The sequence below is a fragment of the Parvibaculum sp. genome, assembly GCF_049672805.1.
Classification (GTDB): Bacteria; Pseudomonadota; Alphaproteobacteria; order Parvibaculales; family Parvibaculaceae; genus Parvibaculum.
Genome location: NZ_JBATWS010000385.1, coordinates 1 through 18,585, shown reverse-complemented (window position 1 = coordinate 18,585; position 18,585 = coordinate 1). Strand labels below are relative to the sequence as shown.

The 18,585-nt window shown below is 61.0% G+C and carries 19 protein-coding genes, 1 tRNA gene and 1 riboswitch; of the genes, 15 read left to right on the top strand and 5 right to left on the bottom strand.

What is annotated here, in order from left to right; translation table 11 throughout:
• From WBF74_RS12040 to WBF74_RS12010, 7 genes are all read left to right on the top strand, one after another.
• Positions 1 to 1,099: DUF1302 family protein (locus WBF74_RS12040; protein WP_424440127.1), on the top strand; the 1,099-nt coding region annotated here is incomplete at its 5' end.
• A gap of 408 nt (positions 1,100 to 1,507) precedes the next feature.
• Positions 1,508 to 2,863 carry a DUF1329 domain-containing protein gene (locus tag WBF74_RS12035; RefSeq protein WP_424440124.1) on the top strand — a complete coding sequence of 452 codons (1,356 nt, stop codon included), beginning with the start codon at positions 1,508 to 1,510 and terminating at the stop codon, positions 2,861 to 2,863.
• A gap of 360 nt (positions 2,864 to 3,223) precedes the next feature.
• Positions 3,224 to 4,306 carry a WD40/YVTN/BNR-like repeat-containing protein gene (locus tag WBF74_RS12030; protein ID WP_424440121.1) on the top strand — a complete coding sequence of 361 codons (1,083 nt, stop codon included), beginning with the start codon at positions 3,224 to 3,226 and terminating at the stop codon, positions 4,304 to 4,306.
• A gap of 117 nt (positions 4,307 to 4,423) precedes the next feature.
• Positions 4,424 to 5,227 (top strand): enoyl-CoA hydratase/isomerase family protein, encoded by an 804-nt coding sequence (locus tag WBF74_RS12025; RefSeq protein WP_424440118.1) that lies wholly within the window; start codon positions 4,424 to 4,426, stop codon positions 5,225 to 5,227.
• A gap of 17 nt (positions 5,228 to 5,244) precedes the next feature.
• The gene (locus WBF74_RS12020) at positions 5,245 to 6,420 is read left to right on the top strand and encodes an acyl-CoA dehydrogenase family protein (protein WP_424440115.1); all 1,176 of its coding nucleotides are present in this window, start codon (positions 5,245 to 5,247) and stop codon (positions 6,418 to 6,420) included.
• 28 nt (positions 6,421 to 6,448) lie between these two features.
• Positions 6,449 to 7,636 (top strand): acyl-CoA dehydrogenase family protein, encoded by a 1,188-nt coding sequence (locus WBF74_RS12015; RefSeq protein WP_424440112.1) that lies wholly within the window; start codon positions 6,449 to 6,451, stop codon positions 7,634 to 7,636.
• A 43-nt stretch (positions 7,637 to 7,679) separates the two neighbouring features.
• Positions 7,680 to 8,465, top strand: coding sequence for an SDR family oxidoreductase (locus WBF74_RS12010; RefSeq protein WP_424440109.1), 786 nt, complete (start codon positions 7,680 to 7,682; stop codon positions 8,463 to 8,465).
• Positions 8,466 to 8,541: 76 nt separating this feature from the next.
• Here the strand turns inward: WBF74_RS12010 and WBF74_RS12005 are convergent.
• Positions 8,542 to 8,617, bottom strand: a tRNA-Ala gene (locus WBF74_RS12005).
• A gap of 224 nt (positions 8,618 to 8,841) precedes the next feature.
• Between WBF74_RS12005 and WBF74_RS12000 the strand changes: the two genes are divergently transcribed.
• The 5 genes from WBF74_RS12000 (at position 8,842) to WBF74_RS11980 (ending at position 13,069) form a co-directional block, all read left to right on the top strand.
• On the top strand, positions 8,842 to 9,144 hold the full coding sequence (locus tag WBF74_RS12000; RefSeq protein WP_424440106.1) for a YggT family protein: 303 nt from the start codon (positions 8,842 to 8,844) through the stop codon (positions 9,142 to 9,144).
• A 13-nt stretch (positions 9,145 to 9,157) separates the two neighbouring features.
• Positions 9,158 to 9,484: a DUF167 family protein gene (locus WBF74_RS11995; RefSeq protein WP_424440103.1), complete on the top strand. Its 327-nt coding sequence runs from the start codon at positions 9,158 to 9,160 to the stop codon at positions 9,482 to 9,484.
• A gap of 47 nt (positions 9,485 to 9,531) precedes the next feature.
• A riboswitch (ZMP/ZTP riboswitch) is annotated at positions 9,532 to 9,614 on the top strand.
• Positions 9,615 to 9,635: 21 nt separating this feature from the next.
• Positions 9,636 to 10,544 (top strand): bifunctional methylenetetrahydrofolate dehydrogenase/methenyltetrahydrofolate cyclohydrolase FolD, encoded by a 909-nt coding sequence (folD, locus tag WBF74_RS11990; protein ID WP_424440100.1) that lies wholly within the window; start codon positions 9,636 to 9,638, stop codon positions 10,542 to 10,544.
• A 3-nt stretch (positions 10,545 to 10,547) separates the two neighbouring features.
• A complete protein-coding gene (locus WBF74_RS11985; RefSeq protein WP_424440097.1) occupies positions 10,548 to 11,564 on the top strand; it encodes an aldo/keto reductase in 1,017 nt (338 codons plus the stop codon).
• The gene (locus WBF74_RS11980; RefSeq protein ID WP_424440094.1) at positions 11,564 to 13,069 is read left to right on the top strand and encodes a serine hydrolase domain-containing protein; all 1,506 of its coding nucleotides are present in this window, start codon (positions 11,564 to 11,566) and stop codon (positions 13,067 to 13,069) included. Before WBF74_RS11985 ends, WBF74_RS11980 begins: the two co-directional genes overlap by 1 nt.
• A gap of 3 nt (positions 13,070 to 13,072) precedes the next feature.
• On the opposite strand, the gene ppa is transcribed toward WBF74_RS11980, so the two are convergent.
• Together ppa and WBF74_RS11970 are read right to left on the bottom strand one after the other, a co-directional pair.
• The gene (gene ppa, locus WBF74_RS11975; RefSeq protein ID WP_424440091.1) at positions 13,073 to 13,606 is read right to left on the bottom strand and encodes an inorganic diphosphatase; all 534 of its coding nucleotides are present in this window, start codon (positions 13,604 to 13,606) and stop codon (positions 13,073 to 13,075) included.
• Positions 13,606 to 14,835, bottom strand: a complete 1,230-nt coding sequence (locus WBF74_RS11970) for an argininosuccinate synthase (protein ID WP_424440088.1) — start codon at positions 14,833 to 14,835, stop codon at positions 13,606 to 13,608. Before WBF74_RS11970 ends, ppa begins: the two co-directional genes overlap by 1 nt.
• 145 nt (positions 14,836 to 14,980) lie before the next feature.
• Here WBF74_RS11970 and WBF74_RS11965 point away from each other — a divergent pair, with 145 nt between their 5' ends.
• From WBF74_RS11965 to WBF74_RS11955, 3 genes are read left to right on the top strand one after another with little or no spacing between them, the layout of a single operon-like run.
• Positions 14,981 to 15,559 carry a LemA family protein gene (locus WBF74_RS11965; protein WP_424440086.1) on the top strand — a complete coding sequence of 193 codons (579 nt, stop codon included), beginning with the start codon at positions 14,981 to 14,983 and terminating at the stop codon, positions 15,557 to 15,559.
• A 7-nt stretch (positions 15,560 to 15,566) separates the two neighbouring features.
• The gene (locus tag WBF74_RS11960; RefSeq protein WP_424440083.1) at positions 15,567 to 16,505 is read left to right on the top strand and encodes a DUF3137 domain-containing protein; all 939 of its coding nucleotides are present in this window, start codon (positions 15,567 to 15,569) and stop codon (positions 16,503 to 16,505) included.
• A 10-nt stretch (positions 16,506 to 16,515) separates the two neighbouring features.
• Positions 16,516 to 17,103 (top strand): 2-hydroxychromene-2-carboxylate isomerase, encoded by a 588-nt coding sequence (locus WBF74_RS11955; RefSeq protein WP_424440080.1) that lies wholly within the window; start codon positions 16,516 to 16,518, stop codon positions 17,101 to 17,103.
• On the opposite strand, the gene WBF74_RS11950 is transcribed toward WBF74_RS11955, so the two are convergent.
• Together WBF74_RS11950 and rlmN are read right to left on the bottom strand one after the other, a co-directional pair.
• A complete protein-coding gene (locus WBF74_RS11950) occupies positions 17,100 to 17,432 on the bottom strand; it encodes an antibiotic biosynthesis monooxygenase family protein (RefSeq protein ID WP_424440076.1) in 333 nt (110 codons plus the stop codon). The two genes, WBF74_RS11955 and WBF74_RS11950, sit on opposite strands and share 4 nt — an antisense overlap.
• 32 nt (positions 17,433 to 17,464) lie before the next feature.
• Positions 17,465 to 18,583, bottom strand: coding sequence for a 23S rRNA (adenine(2503)-C(2))-methyltransferase RlmN (gene rlmN, locus WBF74_RS11945; RefSeq protein ID WP_424440073.1), 1,119 nt, complete (start codon positions 18,581 to 18,583; stop codon positions 17,465 to 17,467).
• Positions 18,584 to 18,585 lie beyond the last annotated feature (2 nt).

Here is an 18,585-nt window from a genome sequence, read left to right as displayed (position 1 = left end):
GCATTATGCTGACTGGCTCGGCGAAGGCACCGACCTCGGCCTCTACTTTGTGCGCCAGAGCCTGACGGCTCCGGTAGGTACCTTCACGCGCAGTGACTTCAATGCTGCAACAGGTTTCCCGACAGCGGTGGCATACTGCGGCGCACTTGGTCACGCGGCAACCCCCGTTGGTTTCGGTACTTGTAGCACTGCAGCGGCGGCAAACCATCCTACCGCTCAGGCCCTGGGCATCTCGGACTTCCAGCTCGGATTCCTCGGGGCTGCAAACACGAAGCGGTATCTGACCCAGTATGTGAACGATGTCGACTCGTACGGCTTCAGCTTCAACACGACTGTTCCGCTGCTTGGCGGTTCGGCTCTGTCCGGCGAACTCAACTACACGCCTGACATGCCCTTCGCGCTCAACGACGTGAACATCAACTGTCACGATCTGAATGCGGCTGGTGTTCCGGCTTATGCGACGGGTGGCCTTATCACGGACGCTTGTCAGGCGGGTGCTGTCGCCCCGACCGGCCCGGGTGCAACAATCCAGGGTTACCAATTTGAAAAATCGCTGACGGGTCAGATCGGCATGATCTCCACGCTCAGCGCCTCCGACCCGATGGTTGCCATGACGGGTGGCGATCTCATGGTTCTCATTTTCAATGCGGGCTTCCAGTACATCCCGAGCCTTGAGAACGCGACCAACCGCTATGCCGTGCCCCGCTCGGCGGCTGTCAACCCGGATGGCGGTGGTCTCACCAATGCCATTCTCGGCAATGCGGGCTGCCAGGTTCCGGGTGCTTGCATTCCGCAGTACGCCGACAGCTTCTCGTCTGGCTACCGCCTTGCGACCACGGTTGACTACAACAACGCCTTCGGCACCGCCTGGACGCTTTCTCCGAGCATCCAGTGGGCGCATGACGTGACCGGCTACTCCGCCGGTCCGGTCGGCCCGGGCTTCGTTGAAGGCCGCAAGACCGTCTCCCTTGGCGTCACCGCCAATCTGCGGAACGTCTGGCGCGCCAACCTTCAGTACACGAACTCCTTCGGCAATGCTTACCGCAACTTCGGTGCCGACAAGGACTTCGTGACGGCGACTGTCTCCTACGCCTTCTGATCTCTCAGAAACGCGTGACGCGACATGAGGGCCCGGCAGCTTCGGCTGCCGGGCCTTTCTCTTTGATGAAGCAGCGTTAATATCCGCGTTGGAGAATGCTGCGCTGCACCAGAGACGTGCTTGACCCACAAATAATCTGTGCACGGAATATTGTGGTTGACGTGCTTCTTCGTGCTGCGCAGGAGCACATTAAAAAGATTTAATGAAAACAAGCGTGAAACAGGCTGAAAATCGAGCGTAATAGCGGCTTCGAAGTCACAGATTCGGCTTGATGTCGTTTGCGCCGGGAAAGCAATTTGCTATCATCGGTTTTGATCAAGGCGGGGAAACCGGCCTCGGTGCGCCTGCAATAAACATGAAAAGCATGCGCGCCGACTGCCCAGAAGAAATCCAGTGGAGGGACTATATATGAAAAGGACGACCTTTTTGGTGTCCGCCCTTGCGATCAGCGCCATTGCCACCAGCGCGCTGGCCAAGGTTCCGGAAGCCCAGGTAAATCGTCTGGGGAACGATCTGACCCCGATGGGCTCGGAAAAGGCCGGCGAGGGTGATATCCCCGCCTGGACGGGCGGTCTGCAGACCGTTCCGAGCAATGTGAGCTATGCCCCGGGCCAGAAGCTCGCCAATCCCTTCGCCGGGGATCCCATCAAGTTCACAGTCACCGCCCAGAACATGGCTCAGTATGACGACATACTGACCCCTGGCTACAAGGCGATGCTGAAGACCTATCCTTCGTACAAGATGAACGTCTATGAAACGCGCCGCAGCTGCGCGTTCCCGGACCGCTTCTACGAAGCCAACAAGCGCAACGCAGCGGTCGGCGAACTCGTCGGCGGCGGCTCGGGCATCAGCGAAGCCATTTTCGGCTCGCCCTTCCCGATTGCGAATAACGCTCTCGAAATGATCTGGAACCACGCCCTGCGCTACCGCGCCTTCAAGGTGGTGCGTCAGTTCGCGGCGGCGCCGGTTACCCGTGGTGGTGACTACACGCTCCAGATCGTGCAGGACGAAGCGATCCTTCAGTGGTCGGACCCCGCCGCCAAGCGCGCCGAGGATCTGAACAACATCTCGCTCTACTACATCGCGAACACCATCGCCCCGGCGCGTGCTGCGGGTAACGTGATCCTGGTGTATGAAGCGCTGAACGCTCAGGTCCAGCCGCGTCAGGCCTGGCAGTACAGCCCCGGCACCCGCCGTGTGCGCCGTGCGCCGAACATCTCCTACGACAACCCGGGCACGAACTCGGATGGTCTGTCCACCTCTGACGCTTTCGACGGCTTCAACGGTGCGCCCGACCGCTACGACTGGTCCGTGCTTGGCAAGAATGTGCGCCTGATCTCGGCCAACGCCTATGATGGCGAAGCCACTCCGTACAAGGAATACCTGCAGGCGATGCACCTCAACCAGGACAAGGTGCGTTACGAGAAGCGCCGCGTGTGGGAATTCGAAGCCACGCTTCGTCCGAACACCCGCCACGTGTACTCGCGCCGCGTCTATCACAATGACGAAGACGCATGGCAGGTTGCTGCGGTGGAACTCTATGACGGCCGTGGCCAGCTCTGGCGTATGCAGGAACTGCATCAGATCCAGCGCTACAACGTGCCGCTCTGCGGCTCCGCGGGCGAAATCGTCTATGACCTGCAGGCCGGCCGCTATCTCGCGCTCGCACTGCAGAACGAAGAGCCGCCGGTGAACTACTTCGCCGACGAGCTTGACCCCTCGCGCTACACGCCGAACGCGATCCGTCAGCTCGGCGTCCGCTAAAAGGCGGTAAGCAAGGATTGGAGGCCGGACCTGGAAACAGGCCCGGCCTTCCGCTTTTGAGGCTCTGCGAATTAACCATCGCAACTGCCGGGCCGGCAGAAAGCCGGGAGGGCGAGGGGCGAGCCGGGCCGAAACCGGAAAGTCCCCTGACATGGCAGGAATCCGCAGGGGCCCCGAAGAGTCTCTCTGCCCCGGAATGAGTCGATTTGCAGACGCGCCGGAAAAAATGCGCTATAAGAACGAAAAGCCGTTATAAAAACAGCAAAACAGGGGGATCGCCGCCCCGGCCCCGGGACGCTCCGGCCTACGGACCCGGCAAACCGCAGCGGCAAAAATGCCCGAGTGCAGGAGCTTCGTTTTATGTCTTCGTCTCTTTTTCCCGTCGTTTCGCGCTGGGCGCAGCGCCTTCAGTCTCTTTCGCTCGCCGCCTTTGGCGCGCTGGCGCTTTCCTTCGGGCCGCTCGCGCTGCCGGCCGCTGCTCAGGACGCTGCCGAAGGTGCGCCTGAATATGCGATGGCTTCCAAGCTTGCGGCAGAGTCGCTTCTTCTCGATGCCACCTATGCCGGCGACCGGCTGGTCGCGGTTGGCGAATTCGGCCATGTCGTGCTTTCCGATGACCGCGGCGCAACCTGGCGTCAGGCCACTTCCGTGCCGACACAGGCAACGCTGACTGGTGTGACCTTTATCGGCGAGGATATCGGTTTTGCCGTAGGTCATGACGCGACCATCCTGCGCACGACTGATGCCGGTGAGAACTGGGAACTCATCTACAATGACACCGAATCCGAAATGGCCTTCATGACGGTCTATTTCGAGAATGAGCAGCGCGGCCTTGCGATGGGCGCCTTCTCCTTCATCGTCGAAACGAATGATGGCGGTGACACCTGGGAAGAGCGTCCGCTCAGCGAAGACGTTTCCGATGACTTCCATCTGAACAAGCTCTTCGCCGCCAACAATGGCGACCTCTATGTGGCTGCCGAGTTCGGTGTTGTCTATCGCTCCACCGACAACGGCCAGAGCTTCGAGCGCATCCAGACGCAGTATGAAGGATCCTTCTGGGGCGGCTTCGGTATGAAAGATGGCAGCGTGATGGTGTTTGGCATGCGTGGCAACGCGTTCCGCTCCGCCGATAACGGCCAGACCTGGGAGCCTGTCAATACGGGTACGGACAAATCCATCGCCGGTGGCGTGCAGCTTGGCAGCGGCAAGGTCGTGCTTGTCGGCCTGCAGGGCTATGTCGGCTATAGCGAGGATTACGGCCGGAACTTCGTGGAAGTCACGCGCGCTGACCGCCTCGGCTATGCAGCCGTGACGGATGGCCCCGAAGGACAGATCGTTGTCTTTGGTGAGCCGGGCGCAAAGCTGATGCCGGATGATGTCGATGCCGCCCGCGAGCAGGTGGGTGCCCGTGTGACATCGAAGCCCGCTGACAGCGAAGGCTGATCCCTCACACTTTCGATGTGATCAAGAGCCCCGGCGGACCACCCGCCGGGGCTCTTTCCTTTGCAGAAAGGGCAGGTCACAATCACCGAAACAACACATATAAGCGGGGAGGAGGCCATGGCGGAGGGCGTCGATTTCAGTGGCTATAAACGCATCAAGGCGAGCCGCAAGGGCCGAGTGCTGACGCTTGCGCTCAGCAATCCGGCGCTGATGAACGCGGTGGATGGGGAGATGCACCGCGAACTTTCCCGCATCTTTCTCGATGCGGCGGATGATCCGCTCTCCGATGTGATCGTGCTGACGGGGGAAGGCAATGCCTTCTCCGCAGGCGGCGATCTCAACTGGATGAAGCGCGGCTTTGAAAATGGCGAAAAGGGGCCGGATGCCGCCGAAGCAAAGCGCATCGTCTTTTCGCTGCTTGATCTCGAGAAGCCGATCATTGCCAAGGTGCGCGGCCCCGCGGTGGGGCTTGGTGCAACGCTCGCGCTGATGTGCGATGTCATCTTTGCCGGAAGCAGTGCGCGCTTTGCAGACCCACATGTGCGGGCCGGTATTGTCGCGGGTGATGGTGGCGCAATCATCTGGCCGCAGCTTGTCGGCTATGCGCGGGCAAAGGAATATCTGATGACGGGTGATCCCGTGCCAGCCGCAGAGGCGGAACGGATCGGCCTCGTCAATCATGTTGTCTCTGATGACGAGCTTGATCAGCGCGTTGAGGCCTTTGCCGAAAGGCTCGCAGGCGGCGCCATACAGGCGATCAAATATTCCAAGGTGTCGGTGAATATCGGTCTCAAGCAACTCGCCCATTCGATCCTCGATACATCGATCGGCTATGAGATGCTGACCTTCACCACGGAAGACCACAAGGAAGCGGTGCACGCCTTTCTTGAAAAGCGCAAACCCGTCTTTACCGGTCGATGAGTGAGGGCGGATTCTCGATGACAGACCAGCCGCTCAATTTTGATGAACCGGAACATGTCCGCATGCTGCGCGAGACAACGCGCCGCTTTGTCGAAGCCGAAATGCCGCGCGCAAAAGCGCGGGAATGGGATCGCGGCAATATCTATCCCGCCGAGGTGATGGCGAAGCTCGGCGCCATGGGGATGATGGGCCTCACCGTGGAAGAGCGCTATGGCGGCGCGGGCGTCGATATTTACGCCACCATGGCGGTAATCGAGGAAATCGCGAAACGCTCTGTCGCGGTTGCCTGCCCCTACATCATGGCCGTCTGCTATGCAGGCATGAATCTCGGTGAAAGCGCGAGCGAGGAACAGAAGCAGGAACTCCTGCCGAAAGTTGCGGCGGGCAATTTGCTCTTTGCCTACGGGCTGTCGGAGCCGAATGTCGGCGGCGACCTTGCCATGGTCGAAACCACGGCGCGGCGCGAGGGTGATGAACTCGTCATCAATGGCACGAAGCGCTGGTGCACAGGCGCGCATATTGCCGACTATATTTTCTGTCTGCTGCGCAGCGGGCCGAAGGAAGAGAAATATCGCAATCTGAGCATCGTGCTCGTGCCACCAAAACTGCCCGGTATCACTATCACACCGCTTGGCCATCTCGGCATACGCGGGGTGGAAACGAAGGATGTCACCTTCGAGGATGTGCGCGTTCCTGTCTCGAATATTCTTGGCGGGGAGGCGATGTGGAACAAGGGCTGGTCGCAGCTTGCGGGCCGCGCGCTGGAAGTCGAGAAACTGGAACTTTCCGCCTGCGCCCTCGGGCTTGCGGAGGCCGCGCTTGCGGACGCCTGGAGCTATGCAGAAGAGCGCGTGCAGTTTGGCCGCGCCATTGCCGAACATCAGGCCATTCGCCATACGCTTGCCGAAGCGCAAACGAAAGTACGCGCCATGCGGCTCATGCTTTACAGCGCCGCCTGGCTTGCCGATCAGGGGCGGCCCTGTTCGGTTGAAACATCGATGGCGAAACTTTTCTGTTGCGAGGGCGCGGCGGAGGTGACGCAAATGTGCCTGCGTGTCACCGGTGCCTATGGGCTTTCCGACCAGATGGATATGGAACGCTATATGCGCGATGCGGTGAGCCTGCCCATTGTTGGCGGTTCATCCTCCATGCAGAAGAACAATATCGCGAACCGTCTGAAACTCGGTGCCTGAGGGGCCAAATTCGAAGCGGGAGGGCCGCATGGCGGCAAGGGAGATGGAAAAGCTGGACCCGGTTGCGGCAGCAGACGGCTTTGCAGAGGAAATTGCGCGCCGCGCGGCGGAGATAGAGGCAAACCGCTTTCTGCCGCAGGACATTGCGGCGCGTTTTGCGGAGGCGGGCCTCTATCGGCTCTGTATTCCTGCGGAATATGGCGGGCTTGAAGCCAATCCGGCTGTGCTGGTGAAAACGGTGGAGCGGCTCGCGCAGGCGGACGGCTCTGCTGCCTGGTGTGTTTTCATCGGCGCAACATCCGGCCTGTTGTCGGGCTTTCTCGAGCCTGCCGAAGCGCGGCGCATTTTCGCAGATCCTCATGTCATCACGGCGGGCGTTTTTGCGCCGCGCGGCAAGGCGGTGCGGGCAACGGAAGGCGGTGTACCGGGCTACCGCGTCAGCGGGCGCTGGCAGTGGGGCTCCGGCTCGCGCAATGCGTCATGGATATCGTGCGGGGCACTCATCATCGGTGAGGATGGAAAGCCTGAAATGGCAGCGGAAGGCATCCCGCAAAACCGCATGATGATGTTTCCGGCGGCAGATGTGCATCTCCATGACACATGGGATGTAACGGGCCTTTGCGGCACGGGCAGCACGGATTTTGAAGTGAAGGATGTTTTCGTGCCCGCCACGCGCGCGGTAAGCCTTGTAAGCGACAAGCCGCTTGCCGCGAAGCCGCTTTATTGCTTTCCGACTTTCGGCCTGCTCGGCATCGGCATTGCGGCGGTATCGCTCGGCCTTGCGCGCGGTGCCATCGATACGCTGATCGATCTTGCGGGCGGCAAGACACCGCAAGGCTCGTCGAAGCCGCTGGCGCTGCGCGCCAAGGCGCATCTCGATGTGTCGGAAGCAGAAGCGCATACACGTTCGGCGCGCGCCTTTCTCATGGAAGCGATCGAAGCGGCGTGGGAGGCAGCGGCTGCGAAGGGTGAGATCACCGTCGCGCATCGCCGCGACATCCGGCTTGCAACCACCCATGCGGTGCGCGCATCGGTGCGGGCCGTTGATCTAATGTACACGCTCGCAGGCGGCAGCTCCGTCTATCGGTCATCGGCGCTTCAGCGGCAGTTCCGTGATGTGCATGTCGCAACACAGCATATGATGGTGTCTGATGCGACATATGAGCTGACGGGCCGCTTGCTGCTTGGCGTGCCGACAAACACGGCAATGCTCTGACGGGCAACGGGATTCAATAAACCAATCAGAAGGACAGGGTTACATGGCCAGAGAAAGAAAAGGCCGCGTTGAAGGCAAGATGGCGTTCATCACGGGCGGCGCGCAGGGGCTTGGCAAGGCATCCGCCATCATGCTTGCGCGCGAAGGGGCAAAGGTCACGCTTGCCGACATCAATGAAAAGGGCGCGGCGGAAGTCGCCGCCGAAATCAATGATGAGCTGCCGGGCATGGCTTTCTCGGTCGGCCTTGATGTGACGCGCGAAGATCAGTGGAAACATGCGCTTGCCGAGGCAAACAAAGCGATGGGCGGCATCAATGTGCTTTTCAATAATGCCGGCATCGGCGGCGGCACAACGGTTGAGGAAACCGATTTCGAGACCTTCAAGAAAGTGCAGGCGGTCGATGTCGATTCCGTCTTTCTCGGCTGCAAATATGCGATCCCCTATATGGTGCCGCATGCGCCCGGCTCGATCATCAACACATCGTCGATTGCAGGCCTGATCGCGGGTCACAACATGGCTGCCTACAATGCGGCAAAGGCGGGCGTGTGGCTGCTGTCGAAGTCGGTCGCGCTTCATTGCGCCAAGCGTGGCTATCGCATCCGCTCGAACTCCATCCATCCCACCTTCATCGACACGCCTATTCTGGACGGCATGGCGCGTGGCATGTCGAAGGAAGAACTTGTCCGCAAGCTCGCCAAGCAGGTGCCGCTCGGCATTGTGGGCGAGCCGGATGATGTGGCCTATTGCGTGCTCTATCTCGCCTCGGACGAATCAAAATTCATCACGGGTGCCGAGATCAAGATCGATGGCGGCATCAGCGCCATGTGAGGGGTGAGGCGGCCTCAGGATGGGGCCGCCGCCTTCCATCTCTGGGTGGGGGCGGGGGTATCAGGGCTACCGGGAATGGTGGAGCCGAGCGGAATCGAACCGCTGACCTCCTCATTGCGAACGAGGCGCTCTCCCAACTGAGCTACGGCCCCGGAGCCTGCGCAAAAATGCGCCGGAGCCGCTTATTAGGCGGCGGCGGGCGAGGTGTCAAGAGAAGCGTAGCGGGCACAAACCTCTTCTTGAACCCGTCTCCCGTGGCCTTTACATGTCAGTCATGTCAAATGAATGCCGGGCCTCCGGCACCCTCTTCCGGGCCGCCCTTCGGCCTGCCGCGTGAGCCGCAAGGCCACACAGGAATCACAAACGGCGAGCACCCATGATTGCCCTTCTGAACCTCATCGTTACCGTGATCCAGCTCTATATCTGGGTCATCATCATCGGCGTGGTGCTGAGCTGGCTCATCGCCTTCAATGTGGTGAACCCGCAGAACCGCTTTGTTTATCTGGTGGCGGACACGGTCAACCGGCTGACCGAGCCGGTGCTGCGGCCCATCCGCAACATCTTGCCCAATCTGGGCGGGATCGATATTTCGCCGGTTCTCCTCATTCTGCTGCTCGTCTTTCTGCAGAACTTCCTCACCTATGACGTGCCCATGCTGCTTGGCTATGGGCGCTTCTAGGGAGGGCTGAGCCGTGTTTTTCCGCGTCGTGCCGGGGGGTGTCTCGGTGCGGCTTCGGGTGACGCCCAGGGGCGGGGCCGACCGGATCGACGGGCGGGCCGTGGATGCGAACGGCGAGGCCCATCTGAAGCTGCGGGTCGCGGCCGTGGCCGAGAAGGGCAAGGCCAATGAGGCGGTCATCAAGCTGCTCGCAAAGGCGCTTCACCTGCCGCGCTCCAGCCTGTCCATCATCTCGGGCGATACGGGCCGCAACAAGCTGGTCATGCTGGCGGGCGAGCCGGAGGAACTGGTGGTCAGGCTCGAGGCATTTGCCGATACTCTCTCAACCGGAGGTAATTGAGGGGGTGCCGGCCTTGCCGCATGGGGCCTGTCCTTATTATAGTGCCGCTGCCTTTGCGTGACTGGCGAGATTGAGGTGGGCTACCACCGTGGAGCGCAGGGCATATGCGCCGCTCGCCTGGGCACCCCTATCCAGACCACGAGGTGCCCTCATGACGACTTCTTCCAAGGCTTCCCTTATCGACGGCAAAATCCTCTCGGGCGAGCTTCGCGCGCGCGTGGCGAGCGAGGTTGCGCGGCTCAAGGCAGAGCATGGGCTGACCCCCGGCCTGGCTGTGATCCTTGTCGGCAATGATCCGGCAAGCGAGGTCTATGTCCGCAACAAGGGGCTCGCGACGGTGGAAGCGGGCATGAACTCCTTCGAATATCGCCTGCCCGCCGAGACGAGCGAGGCCGAGCTGCTTGCCAAGGTACGCAAGCTGAACGCCGATCCGGCAGTTCACGGCTTTCTTGTGCAGTTTCCCGTGCCGGATCATATCTCGCAGCAGAATGTGATTGATGCGATCGACCCCGCCAAGGATGCGGATGGTCTCCATCCGCTCAATGCTGGGCGGCTTGCAAGCGGGCTGCCCGCCATGGTGCCTGCAACGCCGGAAGGCTGCCTCATCATGGCGAAGAAGGCAGGTGGCAATCTCGCGGGCAAGCATGCGGTAGTGATTGGCCGCTCGAACCTTGTCGGCAAGCCGATTGCACAATTGCTGCTCCGCGAGAACTGCACGGTCACGATTGCGCATAGCCGCTCGAAGGATCTGCCTGCCATTGCGCGGGAAGCCGATATTCTCGTGGCGGCGGTCGGGCGGCCCAATATGGTGAAGCGCGACTGGGTAAAGCCCGGCGCCATTGTCATTGATGTCGGCATCAACCGCGTGCCCGCGCCGGAGAAGGGCGAGGGCAAGACGAAGCTCGTGGGTGACGTGGATTTTGCCGATGTGTCGGAAGTCGCAGGCGCGATCACGCCAGTGCCCGGCGGCGTCGGCCTGATGACGGTTGCCTGCCTTCTTCGCAACACGGTGATTGCGGCCTGCCGGGCTGAAGGCGTTGCGCTGCCGGAGGATTTCTGACGCATGGAGATCAGGCGCCTCGGAACGCTCTGGCCGGTCAGCGCGCTCTCGCTCGGGGGCGGCGGGCTCGGGCAGGTCTGGGGTGAGACCTCGCGCGGGGAAGCGGTGGCGACCATCCGCGAGGCGGTGGAACGCGGCATCACGCTGCTCGATCTGGCACCGCTTTACGGGCGCGGTGAGGCAGAAGCGGTTGCGGGCGAAGCCTTTGACGGCAAGTGGCCGTCTGATCTGCGCGTCACCACGAAATGCATGATCGGGATGCGTCATGCGGGTGAAGTGGCCGAGCGGCTGGAAAAGTCACTCCTGCGCAGCCTTGCCACGCTGAAGCGCGAGCGGGTTGATCTCTACTTCCTTCACTCGAATATCTGCCCGGATGAATACGAGTATGAGAACGACCCCTCCTTCATCGAGACGGGCGCGGTGCGGGAATCGCTCTTCTTTTCCGAAGTGGTTCCTGCTTTCGAGCGACTGAAGGAAAAGGAGCTGATCGGCGATTGGGGGATCACCGGCACGGGGCTTCCCCGCACCATCATGGAAGTGCTGCGCGGCGAGCCGAAGCCTGCCGTGGTGCAGGCCGTGTCGAATATTCTCGATTCCGCAGGCGGCATGCGCCGGTATGACGAACCGCCGGAGCCGCGCAACATCATCCGCACCGCGAAGAACAATGATGTCGGTGTGATGGGCATTCGCGCGGTGCAGGCGGGCGCACTTACCGCTGCCTTTGACCGGCTTCTCGCAGCTGATGATCCCGACCATCGCGATTACACAAAGGCTGCCCCCTTCCGTGCGCTCTGCAAGGAGCTTGATGAAGACCCGGCTGTGATCGCGCATCTCTATGCGCTTCAGATGCCGGGTGTTGATACGCTGGTTCTTGGCGTCAAGAATCGCACCGAGCTTCGCGCGGTGCTGGATGCTGAAGCGCGCGGACCGCTTGATGAGGCGATCCGCAAGCGGATTGATGCGCTGCGTCTCAATTTCCAGATTCCGCGCATGCCGATAGACGGGGACGGAATTATCTGATGAGGGTGGGGGATATTTCATGGATGCCGCAGCGCGCGCTGCACCGGCTTCGTCTGGTGATTGCCGACGTGTTGCTCGCTCTCACGTTTTTCTCGCTGCCCGCTGCCGCGCTTGATGATCATTCGGGTGGCATGCTCGACTGGCCGCAGGAAGAAATGGTGGCCGCCCTTGATGATTTCATCGAAAGGCGAATGGAGCAGCTTTCCGTGCCGGGTGTTGCGATTGCGGTTGTCTCCGATGGCAGGATCGTTTTCGAAAAAGGCTATGGCGTTGCTGATGCGAGCGGCGACCAGCCGGTCACGGCCAATACGCTTTTCGAAGTGAGCGGCATCGGCTTTCCGCTTCAGGCCTATGCGGCCATGACAATGGCGGCGGAAGGCAAGCTTCCGCTCGATGAGCCGCTGTCGCGTGTGCTGCAATCTCATTGGGTGCCGAACAAGAAAGCATCGGAAGCCATCACGCTGCGCCATGTGCTCACTCATCGCTCCGGCCTGTCGAACTGGGTGTGGATCGGGTCGCGTTCCGTCTCCTTCAAGCCAGGTACGGACTATCGCTATTCCGGCATGGGCTATGTCTATCTCGCTCATGCAATGGCGGTTGTGGAGAAGAAGCCCTTTGACCGGCTGATGCGCGAAAGGCTGTTTCAGCCGCTCGGCATGTCGTCATCCGGCTATGTCATTCCCGAAGCGCTGGTGGGGGAAGTGGCGCGCGGCCATGATGCGCTCTGGGTGCCGATTATGGCACTTGCAGGGCCAATGGTTCTGATCTTCGTGTTGTTGCTCGCGGCGACCATGTTGTTTGTCCGCTTCGTGCTGCAGAGGCTGAAGCTGAAACCCTTTGACGTGGTGCCTGCGGCGGTCGCGGCACCGCTGCTTGCGGGCCTTCTCATCTATTACCAGCAGGGCGGTTGGTCGCTCCTCTTTTCCATCGGCTATTTCGGTGTGTGGATTGCGGTCGTGCTCGCCGTCACGGCGGCGCTGCAATATGCGCGCTTCGTCATCGGGCTTGGCTGGCAGGATGGTGTGGTTGCGCGCGGGCGACGGCGTGAACCGTTCAGCCCCTTCTCCTTCACGGTGGTTGTCGCCTTCAGCCTGTTCTTCATGTCGTGGCAGGTGCCGCTGCCTGCGCGTGACGGGGATGATTTCAACGCCGCGCTGTCGCTGCGCTCAAGCGCGCATGATCTCGGACTGTTCGTCGCGAGTTTCATCAATGGCGATCTGATCGGTGTGAATGCGCGCGCCCGCATGGTGACGGAGCGGGTGGATGTTGCCACGGGGCAAGGCGAAGTCATCGGCGCGGGGCTTGGCTTCCTGACGCGTGAACGCGCGGACGGTCTCACCGTCTGGCAGCCGAGTGACCGCGTAGGCATGCGGGGCCTGCTCGTGATCGAACCGGCCCGGCGCAGCGGTGTCGTTGTTCTGAGCAATTCAGATAGTGGCCGGATCCTCGTTCATGAGGTAGCCGGCCACCTTCTCGGTGTCGAAACGCGCTGGCAGATACCCTGAGCCTCAGCCAGCCTTCTTCGCGGCTTCAACGCCCCTGCGGATCAGCTCGCGAGCGGCGTCGGCGTCCTGCCAGCCGCCAATCTTGACCCATTTGCCGTCTTCGAGATCCTTGTAATGCTCGAAGAAATGGGTGATCCGCTTGATGAGGATTTCAGGAAGGTCCGTGTAGTTCTGGACATTCTTGTAATAGGGATTGAGCTTCTCGACCGGCACGGCGAGGATCTTTTCATCCTGACCTGCTTCGTCATGCATCATCAGCACACCGATCGGGCGTGAGCGAATGACGGCACCCGGCACAACCGGGATACGGCTCACAACAAGCACGTCTACCGGGTCGCCATCTTCCGACAGCGTGTGGGGCACAAAGCCATAATTGCAGGGATACTGCATGGCCGTGTGCATGAAACGGTCAACGAAGAGCGTTCCCGACTCCTTGTCGAGTTCGTACTTAACCGGATGGCCGCCATGCGGCACTTCAACAATCACGTTGATATCGTCCGGCGGGTTCTTTCCGACGGAGATGGCATCTATACGCATTACTTGGATACTTTCTTGTCGCGGGCAGCAAGCAGGCGGAGGCGGAGCGCATTGAGCTTGATGAAGCCCTCGGCGTCCTTCTGGTCATAGGCGCCCGCGTCATCTTCAAAGGTGACATGGGCTTCGGAGTAGAGAGAGTAGGGCGAGGAGCGGCCAACAACCGTTGCCATGCCCTTGTAGAGTTTCAGGCGCACTGTGCCTGTCACCATTTCCTGGCTCTTGTCGATCAGGGCCTGAAGCATCTCGCGCTCCGGGCTCCACCAGAAACCGTTATAGATCAGCTCCGCATAGCGCGGCATCAGCTCATCCTTCAGATGGGCCGCGCCACGATCAAGCGTGAGCGATTCAATGCCGCGATGGGCGGCGAGCAGCACCGTGCCGCCCGGCGTTTCATAGACGCCGCGCGATTTCATGCCGACATAGCGATTTTCAACGAGGTCGAGACGGCCAATGCCGTTTGCGCCGCCAAGCTGGTTGAGCTTTGCCAGCAGCGTGGCCGGGCTCAGCCTTTCGCCATTGATGGAGACGGCGTCGCCCTTTTCGAAACCGATCTCGATATAGGTCGGCGTGTCGGGGGCTTCCTCGGGCGAGACGGAGCGCGAATAGACATATTCGGGCGCTTCCTCGGCCGGGTTCTCCAGCACCTTGCCTTCGGCCGAGATGTGAAGAAGGTTCGCGTCCACCGAGAAGGGCGCTTCGCCGCGCTTGTCCTTGGCGATGGGGATCTGGTGCTTCTCGGCAAACTCGATGAGCTTGGTGCGTGAGGTCAGGTCCCATTCGCGCCAGGGCGCGATCACCTTGATGCCGGGGTTGAGCGCGTAATAGCCAAGCTCGAAGCGGACCTGGTCATTGCCCTTGCCGGTTGCGCCGTGGCAGACGGCGTCGGCGCCGGTTTCGGCGGCAATCTCGATCTGGCGCTTGGCGATCAGCGGGCGGGCAATGGAGGTGCCGAGCAGATAGACGCCTTCATAAAGCGCGTTTGCCCGGAACATCGGGAAAACATAGTCGCGCACGAAGGTTTCGCGCAGGTCCTCGATATAGATTTCCTTGATGCCCAGCATCTCGGCCTTGCGGCGGGCCGGTTCCAGCTCCTCGCCCTGACCGAGATCGGCTGTAAAGGTCACCACCTCGCACTCATAGGTCTCCTGAAGCCATTTCAGGATGATCGAGGTATCGAGGCCGCCCGAATAGGCCAGGACCACCTTTTTGACGGATTTGTCGGCGCTCATGACATCACCTTATGGAAGGGTCGATTTTGCGGCGCACTATAGGGGAATCGAAGGCAGCGGCAAGGGGAGCGCCGTCGGGCGCGACGGAGGGCTGTTTCGCTGCCATAATTCGCGCGGAATCGGGCTTCTGAAAGGGAATTGGGCCATGGATCTGTCGATTGTGCTCATCGTGCTGGGTCTGGTGCTGGCGGGCGGCTATGGCTGGTATGTGAACCTCATCACCCGCCGCAATGATGTGCGCGAGGCGATGGGGTCCATTGATGTCCAGCTTCGCAAGCGTTTCGACCTTCTGCCCAACATCGTGGCGCTGGCGGCGAAGTTCATGGCCCATGAGAAGGAACTGCTGGAGGGGCTGACGGCGCTCCGCGCCCGTGTGGGAGCGCCCTATGCGAAGGACGATCCGGCGGAGGTTGCCGCCCATCTGGAGGCATCGCGCGCGCTGGAGGTGGGGATGCTGCGGCTTTTTGCCGTGGCAGAGAATTATCCCGAACTGCGTTCCGCCGAGACGGTGACGCGGGCACAGGCGACCTTCGAGGAAGTGGAAGGCAATATCGCCGCCGCGCGGCGCTTCTACAATTCCGCGGTGACGCGGCTCAACAATGCGGTCGAGATTTTCCCCGGCTCCCTCATTGCCCGGATCGCCAATGTGCAGCCCTTTCCCTTCTATGAGGTGGAAGAGGCGGCGGCGCGCGAGCCTGTTGATGTCAACAAGCTGATGGGCTGAGGCCGCGATGGCGGAGCCGGCGGAAGGCTTCGAGCGATTCTTCGAGCGGGAACTCGCGCCCTTCATCGAGGAAGGCGAGGCGGAGCGCCGCCGTGTTCTCCGCGCGGCGCTGACGCGCGGCTTGCCGGTGCTGGCGCTCGGGGCGGCTGGGCTTGTCTTCGGCTTTCTCGGTGGCGCCACGGGGGATATGGGCAGCCTTGTGCAGTTCGGCTCCTTCGCTGCGCTTGCGGCTGGCGGGGTGTTGCTCACCACGCCGCTCGCCCGCTGGAGCCGCGATTTTTCTGCCGCGCTTTCGGCGCGCATTTTCGATCATTTCGGCTATCGCTATTCGGCGGATGTGCCGCCCGGTTTTCTCGATGCCTTTGGTGCGTGCCGCCTGTTGCCGTCGCATGATCGCCGATCGCTTGAAGATCATGTGGAGGGGGAAGTGCGCGGCGTTCCCTTCGCGCTTGCCGAGGCAACGCTGGAGCGGCGGGTGCGGCGCGACAAGCGGGATGACTATGATCTCGTTTTTCGCGGACTTCTTGCGCGCTACCATTTCCCGAAGCGCTTTGCAGGCCGCACGATCCTTCGCGGCGACCAGGGCATGTTCAATGCGCTCGGCCATGCAGGCGTGCCGGGAGAGCGGGTGCGGCTTGAGGATGTGCGGTTCGAAAAGCTCTTCGAAGTTTTTTCGAGCGATCAGGTCGAAGCGCGCTATCTGCTGACGCCTGCCTTCATGGAGCGTTTCGTGGCGCTTGCAGACAAGGTGAAAGCGCCGATTGAAGCTGCCTTTGACGGCGATAAACTGCTTCTCGCCATCAACGGGCGGCGCGGTTATTTTTCGCAGCCTTCGCCCTGGCGGGATATCCGACGCAGCGATCATATTCGCGCCTTTGTGGAAGACATTGCGCTGATTGGCGAGATCGCCGAGACGCTGAAGCTTGATACGGTGACAAAGGTTTAGGAGGAGTACCATGCAGGTCGAGTTCTGGTACGAGTTTGCGAGCACCTATTCCTATCCCGCAGCGATGCGCGTGGAAGCGGCGGCGAAGGAAGCGGGGGTCACGCTTTGCTGGCGGCCTTTCCTGCTCGCACCGATCTTTGGCGCGCAAGGGTGGAATGACAGCCCCTTCAATATCTATCCCGCCAAGGGAAAATATATGTGGCGCGACATGGCGCGCATTTGCGAGGCGGCTGGGCTTCAGCTGAAAGAACCGGTGCGCTTTCCGCAAAACGGATTGAAGGCCGCGCGGCTTGCGCTTCTCGGTCAGGATGAGGATTGGGGGGCGGCGTTCACGCGCCGCGTCTATCTCGCCAATTTCGCGGAGCAGAAAGATATTTCGGACGAGGCCGTGCTTGCCGACATTCTTGGATCGCTCGGGCTTGATGCGCAGGCGCTTCTCGCGCGCTCCGGCGAACAGGCAAACAAGGACAGGCTCAGGGCGCAGACGGAAGAAGCCATTGCGCGCGGGGTCTTCGGCGCGCCGAGTTTTCTTGTCGGTGACGAACTCTTCTGGGGGAATGACCGGCTGGAAGCAGCGCTTGAATGGGCGCGGCGCTAGCTCTTTCTGAAATGCACCGGAAGATCGGCTTCGGGGATCAGAAGATCATCGAGAATATCGAGCCAGATTTCTTCGATGAGTTCCGCCCTGCCTTCGCGCTGCGGAATGGTGCGGTCGGGGTCGGCTGAATAGGCGGCAAAGGCGCGGTCGCGATCTTCCTTGCTCGCCCAGCGCGCATAGGCGACGAATTCGCCATTCTCCGCCCGGTGCAAGCGTGAACCGCCGCCGCCATGACGCGCCATGATGTCTTGCGTGATTTCGTTCCAGCGTCGTGTGAAGTAGTCTTCGTCTTCCGGCTTTACGCGCCAGCGATAGATGACGGCTTTCATTGCATGTCTCCGTTCACGGAGGTAACGAGCGGTCAGGCGGAAGGTTGCGCTTCCTGCTTGAAGCGTTCGCTTGCGCGCTTTTTCACCGTTTCACTTTTGAGCTGGCCGCAGGCGGCCATGATGTCGCGGCCGCGCGGTGTGCGCACGGGGCTTGCGTAGCCCGCGCGATTGATGAAATCGGCAAACTTTTCGATCTGCGCCCAGTCCGAACATTCATAAGGGCTGCCCGGCCACGGGTTGAAGGGAATGAGATTGATCTTGGCGGGAATGCCTTTCAGCAGGCGCACAAGCTCCTTCGCATCCTCGATCGAATCGTTCACATCTTTCAGCATCACATATTCAAAGGTGATGCGGCGTGCATTGGAGAGGCCGGGATAGTTGCGGCAGGCCTCCAGCAATTCGCTGATCGGATATTTCTTGTTGAGCGGTACGAGGCGATTGCGCGTTTCGTCATTCACGGCATGGAGCGAGATTGCAAGCATGCAGCCGATCTCTTCACCGGCCTTCTCGATCATCGGCACGACGCCCGATGTTGAAAGCGTGATGCGGCGCTTTGAGAGCGAGAGGCCTTCGCCATCGGAAATCACTTCCAGCGCGTCGCGCACATTGTCGAAGTTGTAGAGCGGTTCGCCCATGCCCATCATCACGATGTTGGTGACGAGGCGGTCATCATTGTTGCGGCCTGAATCTGGCCATTCGCCCAGCGCATCCCGCGCGACGAGAAGCTGGCCGACAATCTCGCCCGCTGTGAGGTTGCGCACGAGTTTCTGCGTGCCGGTGTGGCAGAAGGTGCAGGTGAGCGTGCAGCCGACCTGGCTCGAAATGCAGAGAGTGCCGCGCCCTTCTTCGGGGATATAAACCGTCTCGATTTCCGGCCCCGGCACGCTTGGCACGCCCGAGGGAAGACGGATCAGCCATTGGCGCGTGCCATCGACCGATTTCTGTTCGGTCACGACTTCCAGCCGCGAAATGTCGAAAGCCTCCGCGAGCGCCGCGCGCAAATCCTTGGAAAGTGCGGTCATGCCCTCAAAGCTCGTCAGGCCGCGCGTATAGAGGCCGGTCCAGATCTGCCCGGCGCGCATGCGAAGCTGCTTTTCGGGCAGGCCGAAGCGGGCAAGTGCCTCCATGAGCTGCGGCCGCGTCAGCCCCACGA